Genomic DNA, 16,448 nt, shown 5'->3' on the forward strand with positions numbered 1-16,448 from the left:
TGGCCAAGGCCGGAAAAGGGTCAGAGGTGAATTAGCTCTCCACCGTCAGTTTTGTTTTTTCGCGTGGCCGCCGGAAGCCGCGTGCGTCAATCGCCATGGCGATCGTGTCGGCTTCTTTCAGTGTCAGGATGATCAACGGCGCAAGGATCGTCAACGGCCGCACCTTCAGCCCGCGTGCCCGGTGCGCCTCGCGGATCGACTGGTAATGGTTGAAGATATCCGGCACGAAGCGCAGCACCAGCCCGAAGGCGAGCCCGACATCGGCGGCCCGCACCAGACCGAGGCGATCGAGCGGCTGCAGCAGCCGGGTGATTTCGTCGATGAAGGCACCGGTCGCCGTCGTCGCCGTCACCGCACCGGCAAACAGCACGATCGCCATCAGCCGGAAGAAGCTCTCGGCTGCCTCGCGCAGCGATGTGAGATAGGCGGTTGCGATCAGCAGAATGAGAATGGTGAACAGGATGGGCTGCAGGCGAGACACGCCCTCGCGAAAGGAAAGGCCGGTGGTGAAATAGATCAAGGCGGCGATGATGAAGGCGGGGATCAGAATATAAAGGGACGAAACGGCATAAAGCGCCAGCCCGCAGACCAGCAGGATGGCGAGCTTAGCCCGGACGGACATCCGGTGCAGCGGCGTCGTGCCCTCGATATTCAGCCCGTTCAGCATCCGGCCACCTCGTGATAGGTGCGAATGCTTTCCTCTGCCGGGCCATCGGCAACAAGCCTGCCGTCATGAAACAGCAATACCCGGTCGAACCGTTCGATCAGCGGTAGGTCGTGGCTAATGACGATGGTGTGCTCGCTCAATCCGGCAATGGTATTTTCCACCAGACGCCGGTTTTTCAAGTCCAGCTGGTTGGTTGGTTCGTCGAGAATGAGGATGCCGGGCCCGGTCACCAGCACGCTGGCGATGGCGACCAGCTGCGTCTCGCCGCCCGAAAGCTCGTGCACGCGGCGCCTCGCCAGATGCGCGATGCCGAAGCGTTCGAGCACGGCGGCTGTCCGGCGTTCGATCTCGTCCGCCTTCAGCCCACGGTTCTTCAGCCCGAAGGCGATATCCTCGTGCACGATCGGCATGATGATCTGGTGCTGCGGGTTCTGAAATATGAAGCCGGCTTCAGCCAGCGTCGCATTGGCGTCCTGCACGGTATCGAGACCGTTGACCGTCACGGTGCCGGTGGTCGGCTTGACCAGCCCGTTGATCAGCCGCGCGAATGTGGTCTTGCCGGAGCCGTTCAGCCCGATAATGCCGATGCGCCGCTCGGTCAGCGACAGCGTGAGCGGCTGAAGAACCGCGCGCTCGCCATATCTCACTGATGCGCCGGAAAAGCGTATGTCCAATCCGCGTCCCCCGCGTTCGAATGTCGAGGCTCTATAGGACGATTTCCTGATGGATGGAAATAGGCTCCGGTTTTGACTTGAACAAAGTGTGAACATTTGCCTAGATTGTCGAATGGCGATTCTCGTTTCCAACCGCGATGCCCGGCGCATCTTCCTCAACAAGCAAGGCCTGGCCGCAGCCCCCAACCGGGCGCTCGGCAAGCAGGGTCTGCTCGATCTCATCCATGAGATCGGTTTCGTTCAGGTGGACAGCATCTCGACCGTCGAGCGCGCCCATCACCAGATCCTGTTTTCCCGCAACCAGACCTACAAGCGCGAGCACCTGACCGAGCTTCTGGAAAAGGACGGAGCGCTGTTCGAGCACTGGACGCACGACGCCTCGATCATCCCGAGCCGTTTCTTCGTCTACTGGAAACACCGTTTTCGTCGCGAAGGCGAAACCATCATCGAGCGCTGGCGCAAATGGCGCGAGGAAGGTTTCGAAGAGGCTTTTGACGAAATCTATGCGAAAATTCACGCCGAAGGCGCAGTCATGGCGCGCGATTTCAAGTTTGAGGGCAGGGTATCCGGCGGCTGGTGGAACTGGCATCCGTCCAAGACGGCGCTCGAATATCTCTGGCGCACCGGCAAGGTGGCAATCGCCCGGAGGGATAATTTCCAAAAAGTCTACGATCTGACCGAGCGGGTCATCCCCGGCCATCATCACGAGCCGGATGTCAGCCACGAGGAGTTCGTCGACTGGTGCTGCCGCGCGGCACTGACCCGGCTCGGCTTTGCCACGCACGGCGAACTCTCGGCCTTTTTCGCGCTGATCTCGCCGGAGGAAGCCAAGGCCTGGGTCAGCGATCATCGCGATGAACTGTGCGAGGTGATGATCGAGCCTGCCGACGGTGACAAGCCGCGCCTCTCCTATGCCTTCACCGGCTTCCCCGACAACCTTGGCGATCTCATCGATCCACCGGCGCGTCTTCGGCTGCTCAGCCCCTTTGATCCGCTGATTCGCGACCGCAACCGCACCGAACGGCTGTTCGGCTTCTACTACCGCATCGAAATCTTCGTGCCCGAGCCGAAACGCGAATACGGCTATTACGTCTTCCCGCTGCTCGAAGGCGACCGCATCGTCGGCCGCATCGACATGAAGGCCGAGCGCAAGACCGGCGCGCTGAACGTCAAGCGGCTCTGGTGGGAAAAGGGCGTCCGCTCATCGTCGGGCCGGATGGAGCGGCTGGAGGCAGAGTTGGCCCGTGTGGCAAAGTTCGCGGGGGTAGAGCGGGTGGTGTTTCTGGCGGGATGGGACGGTTAGACGCCTTTCCAGTCCGAGCGCGTCAACGCGTACCACACTTCGCCATTTTCGCTGCCGGGAATAGGATCCGGTCCGTCGTACATGACTGTACGTGCGTAGCTCAGGCCGATCTTTTCCATCACGCGGCGCGATCCGAGGTTGATTGCCATCGTCGTTGCCGCGATCTTGTCGTACTGACCGCTTTCAAAGCCCCAATTAACCAGAGCCAGCGCGCCCTCCGAAGCCAGCCCCTGGCCCCAATCCATCCTGCGCAGGCGATATCCGAGCTCGGCCAAGCCCTCGCTCTCCGGCCACAGGCAAAACCACCCGACGAACGCACCGTTGGCTGTCCGGCGCGCCGTCCAAATGTAGGGCTCCGTTCCTCTGGGCGTGAGGAACGTCGCATCCGGACCTATCGTCTCACGATCAACGGCGTGGCCGCCATTCAGAAAACGCATGACCTCCGGATCACGCTCAAGGTCGATGAAATCAGCGCAGTCATTTGGTGTGCAAGGACTGAGCGTCAGTCGCGTTGTCTGCAAAACGGCCATTTTCGAACATCCCTCCCGCGCCTTGGCAACTATGCCCTGATTTTTTCGGAGTTCCAGGCCAAGGCAAATCGGTGTCGCTCTTTCTCCCAGTAAACACAAAAGACCAACGGTCATGCCCTGACCGTGGTTTCAGACTGCTAACAAACTCTGCGGATGTTCGCTCTGGCAGATTGGAAGCCTCAAGCTCCGTCATCCTCACCCTTGTGGTGGGGATCCAGCGACCCGACGTCCGTCGGGTCAAAAGACTATTTCAGCTCAAAGACTTGAGCTGGCTGGATGCCCGCCACAAGGGCACTGCTGTCCGGTTTAAATTTTGTAGACATGGTGCACGGTGTTGATTCTACTCGTATTCGAGCGTTTGGCGACGATCTCGAACACGAAGGAGGAGCAACCCCGTGCGGCATCACAATAGCGTCTTTCATGATCTTTTGAAGCGCGTTCCATGGTCGGCTTTTGACAGGCTTGTGGAGGAACATGGGGCCGACAAACATGTTCGGCGGCTCTCGACGCGGACACAGTTGATCGCCCTTTTGTACGGCCAATTGGCCGGTGCGGTGAGTTTGCGCGAGATCGCCGGCGGTTTGGAAAGTCATGCGGCGCGTCTTTACCATCTCGGTGCGCGTCCGGCCTCGCGCTCGACGCTTGCCGACGCCAATGCGAAGCGTTCAAGCGCGGTGTTTGCCGGCCTGTTTGCTGAACTGGTGGCAAGGGCAGGACGCGGCCTGCGCCGGGCGGCCGGTGAGGCCACCTATCTGATCGACGCGACTGGGGTCCGCCTGAGTGGAGCGGGAAGCGACTGGGCGCAGTTTTCCCATCAGGCCTGCGGTGCCAAGGTCCATATCGTCTATGATGCGCTGGCCGAACGGCCGATCTACGCGGCGGTGACGCCTGCCAATGTCAATGACATCACCGCAGCCAAGGTCATGCCGATCGAAGCGGGCGCCACCCATGTCTTCGATCTCGGCTATTATGATTTCGGCTGGTGGGCCAGAATGGACAAGGCCGGATGCCGGATCGTCACGCGGTTCAAGTCGCATACGCCGCTGGCCGTAACGCGCGAACAACCGCTCAACAGCAACGGCACCATCCTGTCCGACCGCATCGGCCTGTTGCCAGCCCGCCAGGCGAAAAACCGCAAGAACCCGTTTGGCGATCCCGTGCGCGAGATCAGTGTCAGGACACAAACAGGCAAGGTTTTGCGGTTGCTCACCAACGATCTCGATGCGCCAGCGGACGAGATCGCCGATCTCTACAAGCGCCGTTGGGCGATCGAACTGTTCTTCCGCTGGGTCAAGCAGACGCTAAAGATCCGGCATTTTCTCGGCAATAGCGAGAACGCGGTCCGTATCCAGATTGCCGCCGCCCTCATCGCCTATCTGCTGTTGCGCATGGCCCAGGCCGATCAGACAAACGTCCAGAGTCCGCTCGCCTTCGCCCGCCTCGTGCGCGCCAATCTCATGCATCGCCGCCGAACCGACAGCCTCACAAAGCCACCACCCAGCCCATCAAACGACACAGGACAGATGACCTTGAGCGGGTTGGGATTTTAAACCGGACAGCAGTGCCACAAGGGCGAGCATGACGCAGGAGATGAGGTGCCCAGAGAATCAACGGAAAGCCCAAACCCTAAGGTTTAAGGTTTGCCTGCAGTCTTAGACCACCGGTGGCAATGGAACCGGCGACCTTTGAATGTTCATGCGGGCGCCTGCCCCTCAGATGATTTCCGTCGCCGCGATCTCGATGCCGAAACCTTCCAGCCCGACATAGTGGCGCTCACGCGAGGAGAGCAAGCGGATCGAAGTGATGCCGAGATCCTTCAGGATCTGGGCGCCGAGGCCAATTTCCAGCCATTCGCTTTCGCGCGCCTGTGCTTCGCTGTGCTCTTCGCGCTCATGTTTGCCGGCGCGTGCGGTCGTTGAGACCCCGACGCCGACCGAGCCTTCGCGCAGATAGACGATGACGCCGCGGCCCTGTTCGGACATGCGCTTCATGATCGGATCGAGCTGGCAATCGCGGCCGAACACGTCCGCGGCGACATTTTCCAGATGCAGGCGGACGGGGATATCGACGCCGTCGCGGATGTCGCCGAAGGTGACGGCGAGATGCTGCATCGGGTCCCAGGGTAGCGAATAGGCATGCGCCTTGGCCTTGCCATAGGGGGTGTCGACGTCGAAGGTCGCCTCCAGATTGATCAGCGTTTCCTTGCGCTGGCGGTAGGCGATGAGATCGGCGACCGAGACCTGCTTGAGACCATGCTTTTCAGCAAAATCAGTCACCTGCGGTCCGCGCGTCACCGTGCCGTCGTCGTTGACCAGTTCGCAGATGACGCCGATCGGCGGCAGGCTGGCAAGGCGGCAGAGATCGACGGCGGCTTCCGTATGGCCGGACCGCATCAACACGCCGCCTTCGCGGGCGACCAGCGGGAAGATATGGCCGGGGCGGGTGAAGTCGGCTGCCCCCACGTTCGGGTTGGCAAGGTTGCGCACCGTCAGCGTCCGGTCTTCGGCCGAAATGCCTGTCGTCGTGCCGTGCTTGAAATCGACGGTGACGGTGAAGGCCGTCGTGTGAGCCGAATCGTTTTCCGCCACCATGGCGTTGAGGTTGAGGCGCTTGGCCTCTTCCTTCGGCATCGGCGTGCAGACGATGCCGGATGTGTGGCGCACGATGAAGGCCATCTTTTCCGGCGTGCAATGCACAGCTGCGACGATCAGGTCGCCTTCGTTCTCGCGGCCGTCGTCATCGGTAACAACAACGATTTCGCCGGCCTCGAAGGCCCGGATGGCATCGGCAACGCGCTTCTGGTCAAAGGGCATGGGTTCTTCCTTGGATGTTACTTCAACCGGCCGGTCTGGCCACGGTCGCGCAGGTAGTGATCGGCAATGGTACAGGCAAGCATGGCTTCACCGATGGGGACAGCGCGGATGCCGACGCAGGGGTCATGACGGCCCTTGGTGCGGATATCGACATTGTTGCCGTCACTGTCGATCGACTGGCGTTCGGTGAGGATCGAGGAGGTCGGCTTGATGGCAAAGCGTGCGATCACCGGCTGGCCGGTCGAGATGCCGCCGAGGATGCCGCCGGCATGGTTCGACAGGAAGATCGGTTGGCCGTCATTGCCCATCCGCATTTCATCGGCATTTTCTTCGCCGGTGATTTCGGCAGCGCCAAAACCGTTGCCGATCTCCACACCCTTGACAGCGTTGATCGACATCAGGTTGGAGGCGATGTCCTGGTCAAGCTTGGCGTAGATCGGTGCGCCGATACCGGCCGGCACACCTTCGGCTATGACTTCGACGACGGCGCCGACCGAGGACCCGGACTTGCGGATGCCGTCGAGATATTCTTCCCAGACCGGAACAATGGCCGGATCCGGCGCGAAGAACGGGTTGTTGCCGACTTCGTTCCAGTCCCAGTTGTCGCGGTTGATCTTGTGCTTCCCGATCTGCACCAGCGCGCCGCGAACCAGAAGTCCCGGCACGACTTTGCGGGCAATGCCGCCGGCTGCAACACGGGCCGCCGTCTCGCGCGCCGATGAGCGTCCGCCGCCGCGATAGTCGCGGATGCCGTATTTGACGTCATATGTATAATCGGCGTGGCCCGGCCGGTAGCTCTTGGAAATCTCGGAATAGTCCTTGGAGCGCTGGTCGGTGTTCTCGATCATCATCGAGACCGGCGTGCCGGTGGTAATCATTGTCTCGCCGTCGCCGTCCAGCATCACGCCGGAGAGGATCTTGACCAGATCGTCCTCGCGGCGCTGGGTGACGAAGCGTGACTGGCCGGGCTTGCGCTTGTCGAGCCAGGCCTGCAACTCGGGCAGGGTGAAACGGATACCGGGAGGGCAGCCGTCGATGACGCAGCCGAGCGCCGGGCCGTGGCTTTCGCCCCAGGTGGTAACGCGGAAAAGATGACCGAAAGTATTGTGCGACATGGATCAGGCAACCGGATATGAGGCCAAGCGCATCCGGGCGAGCCGCTGCGCCATTCAGTAGGCGCACTCATAGTGGAAAACGCCGGAAAGGGAAAACCTTTCTGGCGAAATATCATGATTGCCGCGTGAACAGTCTGTCTCGCCGCAAAGGCTAATCAGGAGGCCAGCCGCAGGGCTTCCTTGCTGGCAAATGCCACGAACTTGTCGAAGCTCAAAGGCTTGGCGAAGGCATAGCCCTGCAACAGGTCGCAGCCGAGCAGGCCGAGCATTTCCGCATGCGCCATGGTTTCCACGCCCTCGGCCACCGTCTCGATGCCAAGCGACCGGCCGATTTCGATGATCGAGCGGATCAATGCCTGTTCGTTGCGGGAATTAAGGATCGGTGCGACCAGCTGCCGGTCGATCTTCAACCGTTTCGGTTTGATTTTCAGCAGGCTGACGATCGAGGTATGGCCGGTGCCGAAATCGTCGATCTCGATATCGATGCCAAGTTTCTTGATGCCCTCGATATTGGCGGTGACGATGTCGTCGCTTTCGTCGAGGAAGATTGATTCCACCAGTTCGAACGATAGCTGGCCGGGCTTGAAAGACAGGCCCTTCAAAGAGTTGAGAAGCGTCTCGTCGCTCAGCCGTTTGGCCGACACATTGACGGAGATCTTCGGAACGTCGATCCCCATGGCTGCCCAGCGCATCGCATCAATCAACGACCGGTCAAGCACGATGCGGTCGATCGTTGCCACCACATCCAGTTCCTCGGCGATATGCAGGAACTTGTCCGGCGTCAGAATGCCCTCGCGCGGGTGGTTCCAGCGAACCAGAGCTTCGACGCCAGAGAGCCGCAGGGTGCCTGCGTCAAACTGCGGTTGATACCAGGCGACGAACTGGTTCTTTTCGATGCCTTCGAGAATTTCGTCGGCGATGCGTTTTGTGGTGATGATCTCGGCCTGCAGCGCCTCGGTGAAGAATTCATGGCGGTTGCGTCCGCTTTCCTTAGCCCGGTAGAGCGCGATATCGGCATTGACCAGCAGCTGGCGCTCGTCGATCGCCATGTCGCCGGCGGACGCAATGCCGATACTGACGCCGAAGCGGCAGGGAAAGCCGTTGTAATCGACAGGCTGGCGCATCTGGACAATGATGCGTTCGGAAAGACCGGACAGGAAAGCCTTGCTCGGCGGATTGGCGACCAGCACGACGAATTCGTCGCCACCGATGCGCGCCACCATATCGCCGGGCCGCGCACTGGAGCGCAGTATTTTCGATGCGTGCACCAGCATCGCGTCGCCGGCAGCATGGCCAAGGGTATCGTTGATCTGCTTGAAGCGGTCGAGATCGATGTGCAGGATGGCGATGTTCTGCAAGCCGTCCTTGCGGGCATTCGACAGCGTTTCAAGCGCCTTGTCGAGCATGCGACGGTTGCCAAGCCCCGTTAGCGGATCGTGCAGCGCGTTGTGCTCGATACGGTCCTTGGCATCGGCGAGTTCATCGTTCTTGGCCTCCGCCATCGCCTTTGCGGCGCGCAGCTCATCCGTCAACAGCACGTCATCGCTGATATCGAAGGCGATGCCGATCAGTTTACGGCCGCCGCCCGGTGTCTCGTGGACCTTGCCAACGGAGCGGACATGCCGGATCGTTCCGTCCGGCAGCTGGACCCGGGATGCCTGAACATAGGGAGTACCTTGCGAGGCGGTCCGGTCAACGTTCGCAAGCGTCTCTGCGCGGTCATCCGGATGGATCGTATTGATCCAGGTTTCGTGTGTCGTGATGCCATCGCTATAGGTCAGCCCATAGAGCTGGTGCATGCGCTCGTCCCAATAGGTGACCCCAGCAGCAAGGTCTGCCTCCCACATGCCGCACTGGTAGGAACCAAGCGCAAGGTCGAGCCGTTTGGTCATCGCCTCCAGCTGCTGTTCCCTTTCCGACAGGCCGGTCAGCGCCTCTTCCAGCTCGGCGTTCTTCTGGTCGGCAACAGCCTTGGCGGTGCGCAACTGCTCCGTCATCATCACGTCGTCGGTCACATCCCAGCTGATGCCGGTGATCTTGGCCTTGCCGTCGGCGCCCGCATGGGTGGAGCCGGCATTGCGGACGTGGCGGATGCTGCCATCGGGCATGACGATGCGATACTGCGAGCGGTATTCCAGATCCTCGTCCAGTGCTCTGAACAATGTCAACGATGCCGCCTTGATATCGTTTGGATGCACGGAGCCGCGCCATTCCGCATAGCTCGGATCGCCGCTGCCGGGTGGCAGGCCATGCAGATGGTACATGCGCTCGTCCCAGGAGCGGGTCTGGGTATCGAGGTCGATTTCCCAGATGCCGATCTTGGAGGACTCAAGCGCCAGGTTCAGCCGGTGCGAGACGGTCAGCAGTTCCCGCTCGCGGGAGCGAAGTTTTGCGATGTTGCGCTGGCGTTCGTTGACGAACCCGCCGGTGAGAAAGATCGGAATGATGATGACCGCTGCAGCGACCAGAATGGCAATTTCGAGCCATGTGCTGTTGGCGGGCTCCTGCGCCCAGCCGTCCGCCGGGATCGCGGCCAGTTCCCAGGTGCCGCCGGGCAGTTGCAGCTGGCGGATAACGGGGGATTTCTCGAACAGGTCGGTATCGCCGAAGAACGCATCCTGAATGCTGGTTTTCACCGAGACATCGCGGATTGCCAGCTGGATATTGGTATGCCGGTGGCCGCCGTCGGCTTCGTCATGATGCTTACCCGTGTCGATGAGGCCCGCGTTGGCGTAGATATCCCGCTCATCGATGACGGCTTCCATGAAGCCCCAGAAGACCAGGCTGTTATCCATCCGGGTGAAGACCGGCGAAAACAGGTTGAAGCCGGTCCGGCCGCTCGGCAATCTGACCGGGCCCGCCAGAATGGGCTTGGCCTTTGATGCGGCACGGTCGATGGCCACCCGTGAGGACCCGAATTTCTTGAAATCGGTGCCGATCATCCGCTCGTTTCCCTTCAGCGGAAACGTCATGCGGATGACGGCATCGGGGGCGGCGCTGACGCGCACCATCTGCGGGTTCTGCAGCAGTAGCTTGGTGGCCAGCTGGTCAAAAAGCGATTGCCCCATCGCCGGATCGACGGAGAAATTGTTGGCAAAGCCGCGCAGCGCGGTGATGTTGTTGTTGATCTCGCTTTGCAGGCGCAGAGAGACAAGGTTGAGCTCGTTTTGAACGTTGCTCTTCAGCTCGCTGCGGAAATTTTCGCGGTTCTGCTGCTCGAAGAAATAGCCGCCCGTGAAGACGACCGCTGCGGCGATGAAAGCGGGGAAAAGCGACGGTTTCGCCAGCCTGGCAAGCGTCCAGGCGCGATGACGGATTGTAGCGCTTTTAGTCAACGGCCATGCACCCCATATTCCCCGGCCTCACGGTAGAGGCCGAGTCTTAAGATTGGCTTTAGAGGCTGTTCCTGCTATGAAATCGCCGCTTCGACGGGGAGGAACGCTGTCGATTAGAATTTGGTTAACCATGAGCGGCCCAAATTCGATAAAATTTTAAATGACACGGCAACGGGCGATTTTTGCCACAATCGGAGGTCAAACAGTGGGCACAATAAATTTGAATGAATCACTGAAGAGGGCAAGAGAGATGCGTTTCATCGTTGCTGCATTGATGGCCGCAGCCGGTTTCTTCTCGCCGCTTGCCGCCTTCGCCGAAAGTGCCGATGTCGAAGCCGTAATCACCGGCGTCGATACCGACAAACTGAGTCTGTCGCTGGACGATGGCAAGAACTACCAGGCGCCGGAAGAATTCAACTTCGATGGCCTGAAGCAAGGCGTCAAGGTTTTGGTTTTCTACACCGAGGTCGATGGCAAGCGCGTCATCAATGATTTGGAAATCGTGCAGTAAATCTGCGTTCGCGGCACCGCAACGGTGCCGCGTCAATTGGGTGGCGGGACTGACGGAACATTCGGCCGCCGTCCCATCTTCGGCAAGGGCTGAGGCTTAGAGCCAGCCGATCGTGCCGTTCTCGATCTTCAAGATTCGATCCTGTGGAATGGCGCCAAGCGCTGCCTCTTCCGCATCCATGGCGCCGCATAGTTTGAACAGCGTGCGGATGACGCCACCATGGCTGACGCAGACAGTCGGTCCGGAAACGCTGGACAGCCATGCACCGACGCGCCACGAGAGGATCTCGTAGCTTTCGGCATCCGGACCCGGCGGAATGAAGTCCCATTTCGACAGTTCACGTTCCGCCACCCGCTCGGGCATCTCCCGCTCGAGTTCGGCCATCGTGTAGCCTTCCCAGTCACCGAAGGAAACTTCCTTCAACCGGTCGTCCATCCGGTAGCCGGTGCGGGCAAGCCCCATGGCGTCGCGGATGAGTTCCATGGTCTCGCGGGTGCGGTGAAGCGGGCTTGCGACGAAATCGAATTTGTTTGTCTCATTCCCGAGAAGAGCCAGAAGCGCGCGGCCATTGCCGCTGGCCTGGCTGCGGCCGGTATCATTGAGCGGAATATCCTTCTGGCCCTGCATGCGGATTTGCGCATTCCAGTCGGTCTGGCCGTGGCGGATCACATAGATGGTCACGGAGAAACTCCGGGGCAGGGGGCTGAGGAGCCCGACGCGAGGAGCCGGGGCGCCCGACTATTCGAGAGCCCCGGAGTAATTTCAGATGCAGATCAGTCCTTGACGACGGCGATATCTGGCGCGTCGACGGCCTTCATGCCGATGACATGGTAGCCGCTGTCGGCATGATGGATTTCACCGGTAACCGAGCGCGACAGGTCCGACAGCATGTAGAGGCCGACATCGCCGACTTCCTCGATGGTGACGGTGCGGCGCAGCGGCGCGTTGTACTCGTTCCACTTCAGAATATAGCGGAAGTCGCCAATGCCGGAGGCTGCAAGAGTCTTTATCGGGCCAGCCGAGATCGCGTTGACGCGAATGTTCTTTGGGCCGAGATCGACGGCGAGATACTTGACACTGGCTTCGAGTGCAGCCTTGGCAACGCCCATGACATTGTAGTTCGGCATCACTTTTTCGGCGCCGTAATAGGTCATGGTCAGCATCGAGCCGCCATCGGTCATCAGCTTTTCGGCGCGCCGTGCAACAGCGGTGAAGGAATAGACCGAGATGTTCATGGTCAGGGCGAAATTCGCAGCCGACGTATCGACATAGCGGCCGGTCAGTTCGTCCTTGTCGGAAAAGCCGATGGCGTGCACGAGGAAGTCGATCTTGCCCCACGTTTTTTCCAGATGCTCGAAGACGGCATCAATGGTGGATTCGTCACTGACGTCGCAGTGGCCGGCCATGACTGCACCGAGTTCTTCGGCCAGCGGTTCGACCCGCTTCTTCAAGGCGTCGCCCTGATAGGTGAATGCCAGTTCGCCGCCCTGCGCGTGAATTGCCTTGGCAATACCCCATGCGATCGAGCGATTGTTTGCGACACCCATGATGAGGCCGCGTTTGCCCGTCATCAGACCCGATGTTTGCGACATGATGTTATGCCCCCAATAAAGCCTATGCTTTCATCAGTCAGGCTTGGCCGACTGGAAACTCGCATATGTTGAACCTGCCGGAACCTTCGCGCCCCTTGCGGTCGCGTCGGCTCGGAATTTTTCGAGCTTTGGCTATGACATAGCCGTCCCGGTGGTTCAAGCGCGGGTGAGATCAGGAACTGTTAGTCCCCGTAATATTGGGTCAGCAGCCAATAAGCCCGCAGCCGTCCACGGGATTTGTCGCAAAACCTTTACAGGAATAGGCCGTTGCGGAGGCTGCGCATCAGGTCGGTGACCTTTTCATCCGGCTTTTCCCACAGCATCAGCCGCAGCTCCACCAAAAGATCGCCGCGTTTGCCGTCTGCTGTCGGCAGGCCGTGCCCCTCCAGCCGGATCACATGGTCAGACCCGGACCAGGGCGGAATGGTCACGTTGACCGGGCCAGTCAGTGTCTCCACCGTCATGTCGCATCCAAGGATCGCATCCTGGATATTGACGGGCAGCGTAGTGCGCAGGTCTGTTCCGTCGGTGCGGAAGCGGCCATCCTGGAGCACCCGCACCGCAACGACGACATCGCCACGTTGCATGCCGTTCAACCGGTAGCCCATCTCCTTGAGGCGAACGATGCTGCCATCGGTGGTGCCGGCGGGCAGGGCGACCTTCAGCGTCTGGCCGTCGGGCAAAGTTGCCGTTGCCTTTTCGCGGCGGAAAATATCCTCGATCGAAACCGTGACGTCGCAGAAAATGTCCGGCACTTTTTCAGGCGCCGGTTTGCTGGCAGCCCCGCGTATCCGCCGCACGATGGCCGAGACAAGGTCCGCAGCTGGTGCTGCGGCCCTTGGAAAGCCGCCGAAGATCGGCATCTTGTCCGATGGCTCGGGCTTTGTTTCCGGGTTGGCCTCCGGCTCCGCTACCGTTTCGGCCTTTGGTTCTGGCCGGGGTTCCGGTTTCGGCTCGGCCTTTGCCTGCGGTGCCGCCGCCGGCTTTTTCTCTGGCGGGCGGGCGTTCTGAGCCTTTGCGCGATCCTTGGTCTCGAAAATGCGCGAAATCATGTCTTCGGCAGTTTCCGGATCGATGGTCTCGTCTTCCGTGCCCCGTGCCTTGCGCTTCATCTCTTCCATGCGGCGCAGTTCCGCCTCGCGGCGGGCATAGTCGTAGCGGTTGCGCAGCTTCGGATCCTTCAAGACCTCGTAGGCGCGGCCGGCCTCGGCAAAACGCTGGGTGGCCAGCGGATCATCCTGGTTCTGATCGGGATGTACGGCTTTTGCCACGGACCGCCATGCAGCCTTGATCTCATCCGGTCCGGCATTGCGTCTGACGCCGAGCACTGAATAGGGATCACGCATGCCTGTCACCGCCCTTGAAGACTGATGCGCCGCATCCAGCGGTCCTTCAGCCTGTTGAAACAATCGGGAAGCCGCTTCCTGGCGGTCTTTTCCCTTTGCTGGTGATGATGAGAAGCAGCTGCTTAAATTCCGGTTAGCTGCGGGCGTGCGGCGGTTGTGTAAATGGCTTGCCACCGCGTCTTTGTTGCAGCGTGGTTAATGCGCGGTAGCGAAGTCTGGCAATCGGTCACTCAGCTGCGTGGGCCAAAGCTGGTAAGATACCATTGGCCATTGCCGAGCAGGCAGGTATTGCCGTCGAACTTGGCGATGCCCTGATAGGAATGGCGGGTGGTGGTGAACCGGCGGCAGGTGGTGCCGTTGACCTGTTCCTCGGAGATGCTGCTGATCACACCGGCGCTGCCCGAGCTTGAATTCGCCCAGGGGATGGGGTTTCCGGCAATCCGCGTCACATCGGCGGAGGACACGGCGTTTCGCACAGTCATCGCGTCCGAATTGTCTTCATCACTGCGGGCAGACGGCACGGAACTTGTCGCAACCGTCCTGTCGACATCAGGTGTTCCGGAAAAATCGAGACCTCCGAGGCATCCCGAAAGGCTGGTCGTGGCCAGGCACACTGCGGCAATCCCACTCAATCGGGATAAAACCTTTGTGTCCTCTATCCACTTTGCTATGTCTTGCAATGGCATACCTGTCAGACTGGAAAGAGCGGCTTCAAGGTCCTAAGACGCGACGTGCAAGCTCTGACATTTATTGATCGGCGGGCGGAAACTGCGTCCGCGCCACACATTACGGCATTGGATGGCAATATGAGCGAGACTGGGTTAACAACTGGTGACTTCACGCAAGAGAATGAGCCCTTTTCCCTTTTTGGCACGTGGCTGAAAGAGGCACAGGCCGCAGAAATCAATGATCCCAATGCCTTGGCACTGGCGACTGTGGATGCCGATGGCCTGCCGGATGTACGGATGGTGCTGTTGAAGGACTTCGACCAGCGCGGTTTCGTCTTCTACACCAATTTCGAAAGCCAGAAGGGACAGGAAATTCTCGGCAGCATGAAGGCCGCGATGTGTTTTCATTGGAAAACCTTGCGCCGTCAGGTCCGGGTCCGTGGTCCGGTGGAGATTGTCAGCAACGAAGAGGCCGACGAATATTACAAGACCCGCGCGCGGGGCAGCCGCATCGGCGCTTGGGCGTCAAAGCAGTCACGGCCGCTCGAAAGCCGGTTTGCGCTGGAGAAGGCCGTTGCCGAATACACGTTGAAATATGCCATTGGCGAGATTCCGCGCCCCGATCACTGGTCGGGTTTCCGCATCCGGCCAACCTCGATCGAGTTCTGGAAGGACGGCGCCTTCCGCCTGCACGACCGGATCGAGTTCCGCCGCGATGAGGCAGAAGGCGATTGGAACAAGGTACGGATGTATCCCTGACCGGAGCGCGCGTTAGCGCGCGCCCATCAATTTGAAGGCGATACCTGATGCAAGTGCGCTGACGTGGCCGGCCTTTTGAAAGTGACCATTCAGCGAGATGCGCGGCAGGGCGGCGGTGTTGACGGTATCGGACAGCGTTCCAGGCTGCGTCGTGACCGCAGTGGTGAAGCCAAGGCTGGCGGCCAGCCGGTGATCGCGGACCGAGACGGCGGTGGCAAAGCCATACGGGTAGGCCAGCGATTTCGGCCGGTCTCCAGTGATCTGCTCCACCCTGCGAGCTGAAAGATCCATTTCCACGCGCGCCGTTTCGTCGTTCAGGCGCGTCACCGAACGATGGCTGATGGTGTGCGCACCAAGGCTGGCGAGTGGATTTTCGACCAGCGTTTTGAGGCCGGCATCGTTCAGCGTCAAAGCGGCGGTGATACCGAAGGCATCGATGCCGGATGCCTGCGCTACCCGGTTCAGCCGGTCAATCGCGGTGGCTTCGTTGATGGAGTGAAGCAAGGCCACAAACCGGTCGAAGGCGGCCTGTTTCTGTTGCACGCTATCGAGCGCGACAGTTTCATCACCTGCGCCAAAATCGAAGGTCAGGCCCGATTGCCGTTCAAGAAGATCGGCGAGTGTTTCCCACCAGAGCGTATGGGTGCGGTCGATAAAGCCGCCGGCGACAAAGACGGTGAAGGGAACGCCATGCCTCACGAAAACCGGGGCGGCATGATCGAGATTGTTGCGATAGCCGTCATCCAGCGTGAAAACGGCAACTGGCTGGGGATCATCCGAGGAAAGATGGGCGGGCAGCGCATCCAGCGCGATGAACCGGTAGCCATCGCGTTTCAACGTTGTGATCGCAATATCCAGGAACTCCGGAGTGATCTCCAGATGTGCATTGGGATCGAAGGTGCGCGGATGTTTCGGGCGGACATGATGCAGTGTGAAGATCGCGCCGCGCCCACGCGCCTGCCGCATCAGTCCACTGGCATGCAGCAGTCCCGCAACCGTCAGGCCACCGGTAATGGCCGTGCGTTTGACCACCTGTCGCAGCATGTTTTTCAAGATTATCCCCCAGCGCAATATCCGACGCGACATTAGCTGCTGCGGCGTTAACGCCGGCTGAAGGGGAGATTGGCAGGGTGGT

Annotated in this window: 15 protein-coding genes; 4 read left to right on the forward strand and 11 right to left on the reverse strand. The window is 60.2% G+C overall.

Annotated features, from left to right (window positions below; genetic code table 11):
* Positions 1–31: 31 nt before the first annotated feature.
* Together ACQY8Q_RS17805 and ACQY8Q_RS17810 are read right to left on the reverse strand one after the other, a co-directional pair.
* A complete protein-coding gene (locus tag ACQY8Q_RS17805) occupies positions 32–667 on the reverse strand; it encodes an energy-coupling factor transporter transmembrane component T family protein (protein WP_428427785.1) in 636 nt (211 codons plus the stop codon).
* Positions 661–1,341, reverse strand: a complete 681-nt coding sequence (locus ACQY8Q_RS17810) for an energy-coupling factor ABC transporter ATP-binding protein (RefSeq protein ID WP_428427786.1) — start codon at positions 1,339–1,341, stop codon at positions 661–663. Before ACQY8Q_RS17810 ends, ACQY8Q_RS17805 begins: the two co-directional genes overlap by 7 nt.
* Before the next feature lie 112 nt (positions 1,342–1,453).
* Between ACQY8Q_RS17810 and ACQY8Q_RS17815 the strand changes: the two genes are divergently transcribed.
* Positions 1,454–2,644, forward strand: coding sequence for a winged helix-turn-helix domain-containing protein (locus ACQY8Q_RS17815; protein ID WP_428427787.1), 1,191 nt, complete (start codon positions 1,454–1,456; stop codon positions 2,642–2,644).
* On the opposite strand, the gene ACQY8Q_RS17820 is transcribed toward ACQY8Q_RS17815, so the two are convergent.
* Positions 2,641–3,288: a GNAT family N-acetyltransferase gene (locus ACQY8Q_RS17820; RefSeq protein ID WP_428427788.1), complete on the reverse strand. Its 648-nt coding sequence runs from the start codon at positions 3,286–3,288 to the stop codon at positions 2,641–2,643. The genes ACQY8Q_RS17815 and ACQY8Q_RS17820 overlap by 4 nt on opposite strands.
* A gap of 281 nt (positions 3,289–3,569) precedes the next feature.
* Between ACQY8Q_RS17820 and ACQY8Q_RS17825 the strand changes: the two genes are divergently transcribed.
* Entirely contained in the window at positions 3,570–4,724 is a 1,155-nt protein-coding gene (locus ACQY8Q_RS17825; protein WP_428426546.1) for an IS4 family transposase, read from the forward strand.
* A gap of 162 nt (positions 4,725–4,886) precedes the next feature.
* On the opposite strand, the gene ribB is transcribed toward ACQY8Q_RS17825, so the two are convergent.
* The 3 genes from ribB to ACQY8Q_RS17840 all read right to left on the reverse strand — a co-directional run bounded on the left by ribB (position 4,887) and on the right by ACQY8Q_RS17840 (position 10,437).
* Positions 4,887–5,987 (reverse strand): 3,4-dihydroxy-2-butanone-4-phosphate synthase, encoded by a 1,101-nt coding sequence (gene ribB, locus ACQY8Q_RS17830; RefSeq protein ID WP_426228855.1) that lies wholly within the window; start codon positions 5,985–5,987, stop codon positions 4,887–4,889.
* 17 nt (positions 5,988–6,004) lie between these two features.
* The gene (gene aroC, locus ACQY8Q_RS17835; RefSeq protein ID WP_428427789.1) at positions 6,005–7,102 is read right to left on the reverse strand and encodes a chorismate synthase; all 1,098 of its coding nucleotides are present in this window, start codon (positions 7,100–7,102) and stop codon (positions 6,005–6,007) included.
* A gap of 155 nt (positions 7,103–7,257) precedes the next feature.
* Positions 7,258–10,437, reverse strand: coding sequence for a bifunctional diguanylate cyclase/phosphodiesterase (locus tag ACQY8Q_RS17840; protein WP_428427790.1), 3,180 nt, complete (start codon positions 10,435–10,437; stop codon positions 7,258–7,260).
* A gap of 250 nt (positions 10,438–10,687) precedes the next feature.
* On the opposite strand from ACQY8Q_RS17840, the gene ACQY8Q_RS17845 reads away from it, so the two are divergent.
* A complete protein-coding gene (locus tag ACQY8Q_RS17845) occupies positions 10,688–10,948 on the forward strand; it encodes a DUF1344 domain-containing protein (protein ID WP_428427791.1) in 261 nt (86 codons plus the stop codon).
* A gap of 96 nt (positions 10,949–11,044) precedes the next feature.
* Here ACQY8Q_RS17845 and ACQY8Q_RS17850 read toward each other — a convergent pair whose 3' ends face one another.
* From ACQY8Q_RS17850 to ACQY8Q_RS17865, 4 genes are all read right to left on the reverse strand, one after another.
* Positions 11,045–11,629, reverse strand: a complete 585-nt coding sequence (locus tag ACQY8Q_RS17850; RefSeq protein ID WP_428427792.1) for a histidine phosphatase family protein — start codon at positions 11,627–11,629, stop codon at positions 11,045–11,047.
* A gap of 92 nt (positions 11,630–11,721) precedes the next feature.
* A complete protein-coding gene (gene fabI, locus ACQY8Q_RS17855) occupies positions 11,722–12,540 on the reverse strand; it encodes an enoyl-ACP reductase FabI (protein WP_428427793.1) in 819 nt (272 codons plus the stop codon).
* A 251-nt stretch (positions 12,541–12,791) separates the two neighbouring features.
* Positions 12,792–13,886 (reverse strand): DnaJ C-terminal domain-containing protein, encoded by a 1,095-nt coding sequence (locus tag ACQY8Q_RS17860; RefSeq protein ID WP_428427794.1) that lies wholly within the window; start codon positions 13,884–13,886, stop codon positions 12,792–12,794.
* Between the two features lie 230 nt (positions 13,887–14,116).
* Entirely contained in the window at positions 14,117–14,566 is a 450-nt protein-coding gene (locus ACQY8Q_RS17865; protein WP_428427795.1) for an RT0821/Lpp0805 family surface protein, read from the reverse strand.
* 126 nt (positions 14,567–14,692) lie between these two features.
* Between ACQY8Q_RS17865 and pdxH the strand changes: the two genes are divergently transcribed.
* A complete protein-coding gene (pdxH, locus tag ACQY8Q_RS17870) occupies positions 14,693–15,313 on the forward strand; it encodes a pyridoxamine 5'-phosphate oxidase (RefSeq protein WP_428427796.1) in 621 nt (206 codons plus the stop codon).
* Between the two features lie 12 nt (positions 15,314–15,325).
* On the opposite strand, the gene ACQY8Q_RS17875 is transcribed toward pdxH, so the two are convergent.
* On the reverse strand, positions 15,326–16,357 hold the full coding sequence (locus tag ACQY8Q_RS17875; protein ID WP_428429813.1) for a polysaccharide deacetylase family protein: 1,032 nt from the start codon (positions 16,355–16,357) through the stop codon (positions 15,326–15,328).
* Positions 16,358–16,448: the final 91 nt, after the last annotated feature.

It is taken from the genome of Pararhizobium sp. (assembly GCF_965279435.1).
GTDB lineage: Bacteria > Pseudomonadota > Alphaproteobacteria > Rhizobiales > Rhizobiaceae > Pararhizobium.

Bases quoted from the DNA above. Each gene is read 5' to 3' on its own strand.
- aroC (WP_428427789.1), bottom strand. From the start codon at position 7,102: ATGTCGCACAATACTTTCGGTCATCTTTTCCGCGTTACCACCTGGGGC.
- ACQY8Q_RS17820 (WP_428427788.1), bottom strand. From the start codon at position 3,288: ATGACCGTTGGTCTTTTGTGTTTACTGGGAGAAAGAGCGACACCGATT.
- pdxH (WP_428427796.1), top strand. From the start codon at position 14,693: ATGAGCGAGACTGGGTTAACAACTGGTGACTTCACGCAAGAGAATGAG.
- ACQY8Q_RS17860 (WP_428427794.1), bottom strand. From the start codon at position 13,886: ATGCGTGATCCCTATTCAGTGCTCGGCGTCAGACGCAATGCCGGACCG.
- ACQY8Q_RS17815 (WP_428427787.1), top strand. From the start codon at position 1,454: ATGGCGATTCTCGTTTCCAACCGCGATGCCCGGCGCATCTTCCTCAAC.
- ACQY8Q_RS17805 (WP_428427785.1), bottom strand. From the start codon at position 667: ATGCTGAACGGGCTGAATATCGAGGGCACGACGCCGCTGCACCGGATG.
- ACQY8Q_RS17875 (WP_428429813.1), bottom strand. From the start codon at position 16,357: ATGCTGCGACAGGTGGTCAAACGCACGGCCATTACCGGTGGCCTGACG.
- fabI (WP_428427793.1), bottom strand. From the start codon at position 12,540: ATGTCGCAAACATCGGGTCTGATGACGGGCAAACGCGGCCTCATCATG.
- ribB (WP_426228855.1), bottom strand. From the start codon at position 5,987: ATGCCCTTTGACCAGAAGCGCGTTGCCGATGCCATCCGGGCCTTCGAG.
- ACQY8Q_RS17845 (WP_428427791.1), top strand. From the start codon at position 10,688: ATGCGTTTCATCGTTGCTGCATTGATGGCCGCAGCCGGTTTCTTCTCG.